We start from the raw sequence: 7704 nt of genomic DNA, 5'->3' as shown, positions 1-7704 counted from the left end.
AACCATAGACACCTCCCGGGCGAACCCGGAAAGCACCAGATCTTATGACTAGCTTGGTTTGACCTCTGATCTCGAAACCCCCACCCCCTGGCGAGGGAGCGGAGGACCAACACCAAAGGAATCCCCAGCAGCAGCACCACCCAGCCCCGAACGAGACCAGGCACCACCACCGCCACGGGGTTGATTGTTTGGCATCAACACTTGGCACACTGTTGAGTTCTCAAGAACCGGACGCACCGGCACCCACCGGCCCACTCGGACCAGCCGGTCACCGCGCTTTTCGGCTTCAGCAGCCTACCTCAGCGGCGGCGGCTCCCCGAACCATCCGGAGGAGCTCAACCGACCCACCGGGTCAGGCATTCCCTGCTCCATCGGCCGACCACCCGCCGCGGTGAAGCGACGAGCAGGAGATCGATCTGGAAGAAGGGGTGACACCCGCCACAGGGACCGGCCGGTCACCCGTCCGTTCCTCCCCGCTGCGCGGTGTGTCCACTACGTTAACCACGCCCCACCACCCGGTCAAATCGCGGCCAGGTCCGCGGGTACGACGGGCGTCGGGACGGCGGCGACACCGTCCTCCAGCTGCTGGGCGAGCCGGGCGAGCGCCCTGCGCAGCCCGCTGCGCGGCGCCGCCTCCACCAGGGTGCGGCCGGCCAGGACGGCGGCGTCCGCCGCGGCGTCCTCCGGCAGCAGCACCACCTGCTCGACCCCGGCGAAGCGGTGCGCGGCGGCGGCGACCCGCCGCGGCGCCGGAGCTCCGACCGCCGAGGCGCGCACCCGGTTGAGCACCGCCACGGCGGGGGTGCCGGGGACGAGCTCGGCGAGGCGCTGCCAGGCGCGGATCCACCGCTGCAGCCCCACCGGGTCGGCACCGCCCACCACGAGCACCACGTCGGCCGCCTCCAGCGCGACCGCCGTCGCGGCGTCGCGCTCGCCCCCCTCGTCGTCGTCGAGCCCACCGGGCAGGTCCAGCACCACCCAGTCGGTGCAGCCGGCGGCCACCTCCAGGACGCGGCGCAGACCCACGGGGCGCAGCTCCGACCAGCGGTGCGGGTCGGGCGAGCCGGTCAGCACCGCGAGCCCGGGCAGGGCCAGGGCGGCGTGCCGGTGCAGCGCGGCGGTGTCCAGCCGCCCCTCCGTGGCCGCGCGCACCGCGGCGAGCAGGCCCGGCGCCTCGTCGAGCAGGCCGAGCAGCTGCGCGGCGCAGGCGCCGCGGGTGTCCAGGTCGGCCAGCAGCGTCGTGGCGCCCAGGGCGGCGAGCTCGGCGGCCACGGCGACGGCCACCGTCGAGCGGCCGGTCGAGCCGTGCGGACCCCACACCGCGACGGTGCGGGCGAGCACCGGTGCGTCCTCGAGCGGGTCACGCGCCCAGCCCTGCGCGTGCCCGGCAGCGGGGTCGTCGTCGGCACCGGGCGGGGAGCCGGCCGCCTCGGCCAGGGCCGCGGCGGCGCGCGCCAGGACGACGGGCTCGTCCCCGGCCGCGGCGAAGGGGGGGGGGGGGGGGGGGGGGCCCCGGGGCGGGCCGGGCTGCGGGGGCCGCCCCGGCCGGCGCCCCCCCCGCCCCCCCCCCCCCCCCCCCCCCCCCCCCCCCCCCCCCCCCCCCCCCCCCCCCCCCCCCCCCCCCCCCCCCCGCCACCGGTGCTCCAGGGCGTGCGCGTCCCGCCCGGGCAGGAGCACCAGCAGGCCCACGCCGTGGCGGCGCAGCGCCTCGACCGCCTCGGCGTCGACGCCCGGCAGGTCCGCGCCCAGCACCGCCACGCGGGCCAGGCCGGCGCCGGCGGCCGCGAGGACCTCCACCACGTCCGCGCAGCGGCGCACCACGGTCACCTCCCGGCGCAGCGACTCCCAGCCGGCCACCAGGCGCGCCTCCTCCGGGCCCGGCACGGCCAGCAGCACCGGCAGGCTCACCGCGCCGCTCCCGCGCTGCCCGGCACCGGCACGAGCACCACGTCCGCGTCGACGGCCAGGGCCCGCAGCACCTCGGGCAGCGCTCCGGAGGGCACCAGCACCTGCACGTCCGCGCCCGCAGCACCGGCCAGGGCCGCCGAGCGCTCGGTCACGGCCACCACCTCGGCGGCGCCGACCACCTCCTCCGGGCGCGGGTGCGCCGCGGCACCCGCGGGCGCCGCGGCGCCGCCGCCCTCGGCGGGCCAGGCGACCCACACGTCGGCCAGCGCGCCGGTGCGCACCCCGTCGGGCAGCGCGCCCTCGAGCGGCAGGCTCACCGCGCGCTCGACCAGCTCGTCGGCCGGCGCCACGGCGGAGCGGGGCAGCAGCTCCCCGGCGGCCATCCCGCGCAGCGCCACCCACCCGGCGGCGGGCGCCTGACCGGCGGGCAGGTACGCCGCGGCCGTGGCCTCCTCCACGGACACCTGCGCCACGCGCAGCTGGGCCGCGCCCAGCGCCGTGCCCGCCCCCACCGGCGCGGTCAGCGCCCACACGCCGGTGGTGGCCCGCGCCGCGGACACCGTGCGCGCGCCCAGGACCACCGAGGCCAGCACCAGGACGACGCCCACCACCAGGCGCGGGTCGCGCCAGGACGGGGCCCGCAAGCGCCGGGCCCGGGCCGGACCGGGCACCCCGGGGCCGTGCCGCCCCGGCACCGGTGGAGCTGTCGCCGTGCGCACCTCGCGCCTCCTCCCGCCGCGCCGGACCGCCCGGTCGCGCCCGGCCATGGTGACCGCGGCGCCCGGGCGTGCCGTCCCGTCGTCCACAGGTCACCCGGACGGGCCTGCGCCGGGCCCCCGCCGTGCGAGGATGCGCCTCGCCACCGGTGCACCGGGGGCGATCGAGCCGCTGAGACAGGAGGCACCGTGCCCGCCCGCTTCCTCCCGCTCGCGGACGTCGCCGAGACCCTGGCGATCTCCTCCGCCCAGGCCTACGCCCTGGTGCGCAGCGGAGACCTGCCGGCCATCAAGGTCGGCGGCCGCGGGCAGTGGCGCGTGGAGGAGTCCCAGCTCGAGGCGTACATCGAGCGCATGTACGCGCAGACCCGCGAGAGCGCCCAGGCGCCCCACGGGCAGGGCCCCGCCCGCTCCTGACGCCGGGGCCGCGCCCCCTCACACCAGCTCGGTGACGCTCAGCAACGACGCGAACGGCACCGTGAGCACTCCCGCCCCACCGCTCCCCGGCGCCGCGGTCCCCGGCGCCGAGACGTCGACGTGGTCGGCGCCCACCCGCACTAGCCGCCCGCGCACGTCGGCCGCCGGCGTGCGCACCAGGACGTCCTCCCCGGCCGCGGCCAGGGCGCGCAGCGCCAGCACCAGGGTGCGCCGCTGCGCCACGGCACCCGGCGCGGTGCTGGCGCGCGAGAGCCCGCGCAGCGCGCACACCGCCGCCGTGGGCACCAGGACCTGACGCGGCACGGGCGCGCCCGCGGCCAGCAGCACCCACCCCGGCCCGGCCGCGCGCACGCGCCCGCCCACCCAGCCGCCGTCGGGCAGCTGCACCGACAGCTCCCCCGCCGTGGCGAGCAGCCGCCCGAGCAGGTCCACCGAGGCCAGGTCCCGCGCGCGCCGGTCGGCGACCTCGGCCTCCCGGTCGAGCCGCCCGGCGTGCGCCAGGCGGGCGTCGAGGTCGTCGAAGAGGTCGTCCCAGCGCACCCGCCCACGCTACGGGTGCTCACACCACGTCAGGACGGCACCGCCGAACGGGCGGTGTGCGGCCGCCGTGCTGGCCCACGGACCCTCGCATCGGTAGACAAGCCGCACCAAACGACAGCAAACGACACCGTCCAGCGTTCTCCGGCGCCCTCCAGCGGCGAGCGGACGCACCCGGACACGTCGACACCCCCGAGGAGACGCACCGTGCCCGCCACCCGCGACGCCGCGCGCACCACCGCGGTCCTGGCGACCGGCGCCGCGCTGGCCGTGCTGCCCGCCGGCGCTGCCGCGGGCCTGGTCGCGCTGGCCGCACCGTCGGCCGCCTCCGCAGCCCGGGGCACCGCCGCGCTCACGGACCTGCTCGTCGCCTCGTGCGGCGCCCTGGGGGCCGCGCTGCTGGCGCTCCTGGCCATCAGCGTGCTGCGCGCCACCGCCGCGGAGGCGCGCGAGCGCGCGGCCGCCACCCGGCGGCCCCCCACGACGCGCGCAGCGCGCGCCGCACGCGCCGCGCGCCCGGTGCACCCGCTGGTGCGCCGGGGGGTCGCCCTGGCCGTCGGGCTCGTGCTCGGCGGCGGGGCCGTCTCGACGGCCTCGGCCGCGGCGCGGCCCCCCGCACCGGACGCGGCGTGGGTGGCCGGCGCGCCCCTGGAGCCGGCCGCGCCCGCCGCGGCGGGCGACCCCCTGCCCGCGGCGCCCGACCCGGCGTGGGCGCCGCCGGTGCCGGCGCCGGTTCCCGAGCTGCCCCGTGCCGAGCTGCCCGGCGGCACCCGCACCGCGCCGCCCGGCCGGGACGCCGGGGCGGGGCTGGTGGTCCAGCGCGGCGACAGCCTGTGGTCGCTGGCGCAGGCGCGCAGCGGCGCGGGCGCGAGCACCGCCGAGGTGCTGCACGAGCAGCAGCGCCTGTACGCGGCCAACGCCGACGTCATCGGCGACGACCCGGATCTGCTGCTGCCGGGCCAGGTGCTGCGGCTCCCCTGAGCCGCCGCCCGTCCCGCACCCCGACCACGGCCCCGCGATCCCCGCGGCCCCGCGATCCCCGCGGCCCCGCACCCGGGCCACCGACCACCGACCACCGACCCCGCGAGGAGCCCCCGTGCCCGCCACCGCCGCCCTGCTCGTCGACGCCCCCGCCGCACCCCGCACCGCCGTCGCGGCGCGGCCGGCGGGCGCGCGCATCCGCCGGTACCCGGTGCCGCTGGCCGCGCCGCCCCTGGTGGGCGAGCCGGGCGCGGTGGTCTCGGTGCTGACCCACCTCAGCCCCGACCAGGGTGTGCTGGAGCTGCAGCTGGAGCACCGGCACCGCGGTGGTGAGCGCCCCGAGCCGCCCGAGGTCGGCGGCTGGGCGCGCGACTACCTCGTGGTGCTGCTGGAGGTGCTCAGCGGGCACCGCCCGCCGCAGCAGCTGCTGCGCTGGTCGGCGGCCGACGTCTACGCCGACGTGCAGCGCCGCGCGGTGCTGGCGGCGCGGGTGCGCGGCGGAGCCGCCGGGCCGGGCCCGCGCCCGCAGGTGCTGCGGGTGCTGACGTGCCCGGTGGCCGACGCCGTGGAGGTCAGCGCCGTGGTGCGCACCGGCGAGCGGGTGCGGGCGCTGGCGCTGCGCGTCGAGCGGCGCCACGAGCGCTGGCGCGTGACCGCGCTGGAGGTCGGCTGACCCGGCACCCGGCACCCGGCAACCGGCCCCCGCCCGAGCGGGGCCGGGGGGGGGGGGGGGCGGCGCGCGCGGGGGGGGGGGGGGGGGGGGGGGGGGGGGGGGGGGGGGGGGGTGGGGGGGGTGGTGGGGGGGGCGGGGGCGCGCCGCCCCCCCCCCGCGGCGGCCGCGCCGGCGCAGGTGCCGCCGCCGACGGCGCGGCGCCCGCGGGAGGTGACGCCCAGCGACCCGCGCGAGCTGCTCGGGCTCGTCGCGGCGCTGCTGGCGACGACGGCGTGGGTGGGGCCCTTGGCGGCGGAGTTCGGCGCCGGCACCACCGAGCGGGCGTGGAAGCTGGCGCTGCCGGTGAGCTTCGCGCTGCAGTGGCTGCTGCGGCGGCGCTGGCTCACGGACGCCGACGGGCTGGGCCGCCTGCGCGCCGAGCGCGGCCCGGCCCGGGTCGTGGCGGCGCTGTCGCTGCTGGTGCCGTTCGCGGTGCTGCTGGCCCCGGAGCGCTCCCTGGCCGCGGCGCTGGTGGTGACGTGGGTGGGCGGCCTCGTGGTGGTCGTGCGCGGCTGGGGGGTGCCGTACGCGCTGGCGCTCGCGGTGGCCGCGGCGTCCGTGCGCGCCGGGCTGCCGGTGCACGTGGACGTGCTGGCGGTGGTGCTGCTGACGCAGGCCGCCGTCGTGGCGGCCGTGCTGACGCGCCCGCCCTCGGCACGGCCGCCGACGCCCTGGCGGCGCTCCCTGCCGGCGGCGGGCGTGGGGGCGGGCACCGCGCTGCTGGTCGTGCTGGACCCGTCGGTGGGCTGGACGAGCAGCGCCGCGTTCCCCGTCGTGGCCCTGGTGCCCTCGCTGCTGGGCAGCATCTGGGCGAACCGCCACCTGGACCGGGTCTGGACGGTGCTGCTGGACGCCCTGGCCTCCACGAGCCTGCACGAGCACGCCCGCTCGCGCGCCGGCGACGTCTTCGGCCGGATCGTGGCCGGCGCGTTCGCCCGGCTGCTGCTGCTGACGACCGCGTGCTCGCTGGTGCTGGGCGCCCTGCTGCGCCTGGGCGGCGCCGGTGCCGGCGACGTGGCGGGTCTGCTGCTGGGGCTGGGGGCCTTCGGCGTGGTGGGTTTCCTGGTGGGGCTGCTGGAGTCGTACTCGCGCCTGGCGGCCGCCGGCGCGGTGGTCGCCGGCGCCCTGGCCGCGCAGGCCCTCGCCGGCGGCACGCCGGTGCCGAGCCTGGCGGTGGCGGCGCTGGTGGCCACCGCGGTGGCCGTGCCGCCGCTGCTGCGGCTGGTGCGCCAGCCGGCACGGACGCTGGCGACACTGGTGTAGCGGCGCGCTGCCGGGACGCTGCCGGGGCGCTGCCGGGGCACCGGAGCGGTGAGTCCGGGCGCCGCCGGCGGTCCACACCCCGTCAGCGACGCACGCCCGCGCCCCGAGGAGCCACGATGCCCACCACCCTGCCCTGCCTCTGGTTCGAGCGCGACGGCCTCGAGGCCGCCCGGTACTACGTGTCCCTGTTCCCGAACTCCTCGATCACCTCGGTCTCCCCCGGCCCGGACGGCTCCCCGCTGGTCGTGGGCTTCTCCCTCGACGGGCGCGAGCACCTGGTCCTGAACGGCGGGCCGCAGCACCGGCTCACCCCCGCGTTCTCGATCCAGGTGCTGTGCGAGGACCAGGCCGAGGTGGACCGCCTCTGGGACGCCCTCGCCGAGGGCGGCGAGGAGGGCCGGTGCGGCTGGCTGGTGGACCGCTGGGGCCTGTCGTGGCAGGTCGTGCCGCGGCGGCTGGTGGAGCTGCAGGCCGACCCCGACCCCGAGCGGGCCGCGCGCGCGGTGCGGGCGATGCTCGGCATGCGCCGCCTCGTCGTCGCCGACCTCGAGGCCGCGGCGGACGCTGCGGACACGGCGGACGCGGTGCGCACGGCGGACGCCTGACGCCGCAGCGCTGCCGTGCGCCGTCCGGGTGGTCCTGCGGTCCCCGGGCACCGACGGTGCGCACGGGGCTCACGTCGGTGCCGGGACGCACCGATGGTGTGCGGGTGGGACGGACGAGGGGGCGCGCGCTGCGCCGGCGACTGCGGGAGCGGCCCGTGTGGCAGCACCTGGCCGCCCTCGTCGTCGCGCCGCTGCTGGCCGCCGGCACCGTCTCGGCGGTCTCCGTGGTGGACCGCTCGCGCGAGCTGGAGGTGGCCGGGCGGGCCGTGGCGCTCGTGCGGGCGGCCGCCGAGCTGGACGCCGTGCGCCGCGCCGTGGACGCCGAGCTGCTGCCCACCCTCAGCCGCGACGTGGCGCGCGATCCCGCGCGCGCGGCGGCCACCGGGTACGGCGAGCGGCGCACCATGCTGCAGCGCGACGCGGAGGTGCGCCTGGAGCAGGCGCGCCGGGGGGGGGGGGGGGGGGGGGGGGGGGGGGGGGGGGGGGGGGGCGGGGGGGGGGGCGGCGCGCGGCGCGGGGGGGGGGGGGGGGCCGGGGGGGGCGC

Annotated in this window: 9 protein-coding genes; 6 read left to right on the top strand and 3 right to left on the bottom strand. The window is 80.3% G+C overall.

Features of this window, described 5'->3' with window-relative positions; all coding sequences use genetic code 11:
* Positions 1-519: 519 nt before the first annotated feature.
* Together ACRYMN_RS20435 and ACRYMN_RS20430 are read right to left on the bottom strand one after the other, a co-directional pair.
* Positions 520-1908: a CpaE/TadZ family protein gene (locus ACRYMN_RS20435; RefSeq protein WP_432499207.1), complete on the bottom strand. Its 1389-nt coding sequence runs from the start codon at positions 1906-1908 to the stop codon at positions 520-522.
* A complete protein-coding gene (locus ACRYMN_RS20430) occupies positions 1905-2579 on the bottom strand; it encodes a hypothetical protein (protein ID WP_432499206.1) in 675 nt (224 codons plus the stop codon). Before ACRYMN_RS20430 ends, ACRYMN_RS20435 begins: the two co-directional genes overlap by 4 nt.
* Positions 2580-2813: 234 nt before the next feature.
* Between ACRYMN_RS20430 and ACRYMN_RS20425 the strand changes: the two genes are divergently transcribed.
* Positions 2814-3041, top strand: a complete 228-nt coding sequence (locus ACRYMN_RS20425; protein WP_432499204.1) for a helix-turn-helix domain-containing protein — start codon at positions 2814-2816, stop codon at positions 3039-3041.
* A gap of 18 nt (positions 3042-3059) precedes the next feature.
* Here the strand turns inward: ACRYMN_RS20425 and ACRYMN_RS20420 are convergent, their stop codons facing one another.
* On the bottom strand, positions 3060-3602 hold the full coding sequence (locus tag ACRYMN_RS20420; protein WP_432499202.1) for a hypothetical protein: 543 nt from the start codon (positions 3600-3602) through the stop codon (positions 3060-3062).
* A 204-nt stretch (positions 3603-3806) separates the two neighbouring features.
* On the opposite strand from ACRYMN_RS20420, the gene ACRYMN_RS20415 reads away from it, so the two are divergent.
* From ACRYMN_RS20415 to ACRYMN_RS20395, 5 genes are all read left to right on the top strand, one after another.
* The gene (locus ACRYMN_RS20415) at positions 3807-4580 is read left to right on the top strand and encodes a LysM peptidoglycan-binding domain-containing protein (RefSeq protein ID WP_432499201.1); all 774 of its coding nucleotides are present in this window, start codon (positions 3807-3809) and stop codon (positions 4578-4580) included.
* A gap of 115 nt (positions 4581-4695) precedes the next feature.
* Complete coding sequence (locus tag ACRYMN_RS20410) at positions 4696-5253, top strand: Rv3235 family protein (protein WP_432499200.1); 558 nt, start codon at positions 4696-4698, stop codon at positions 5251-5253.
* 210 nt (positions 5254-5463) lie between these two features.
* Complete coding sequence (locus ACRYMN_RS20405; RefSeq protein ID WP_432499198.1) at positions 5464-6555, top strand: hypothetical protein; 1092 nt, start codon at positions 5464-5466, stop codon at positions 6553-6555.
* A 116-nt stretch (positions 6556-6671) separates the two neighbouring features.
* Complete coding sequence (locus ACRYMN_RS20400) at positions 6672-7160, top strand: VOC family protein (RefSeq protein ID WP_432499197.1); 489 nt, start codon at positions 6672-6674, stop codon at positions 7158-7160.
* Positions 7161-7264: 104 nt separating this feature from the next.
* The coding region (locus ACRYMN_RS20395) for a hypothetical protein (RefSeq protein WP_432499194.1) at positions 7265-7704 on the top strand (440 nt) is incomplete at its 3' end.

Origin of the sequence: Kineococcus gypseus, from assembly GCF_050871305.1 — a bacterium.
GTDB lineage: Bacteria > Actinomycetota > Actinomycetes > Actinomycetales > Kineococcaceae > Kineococcus > Kineococcus gypseus.
The sequence above is the reverse complement of the archived record's forward strand: the minus strand, read 5'-3'. Positions and strand labels throughout refer to the sequence as shown.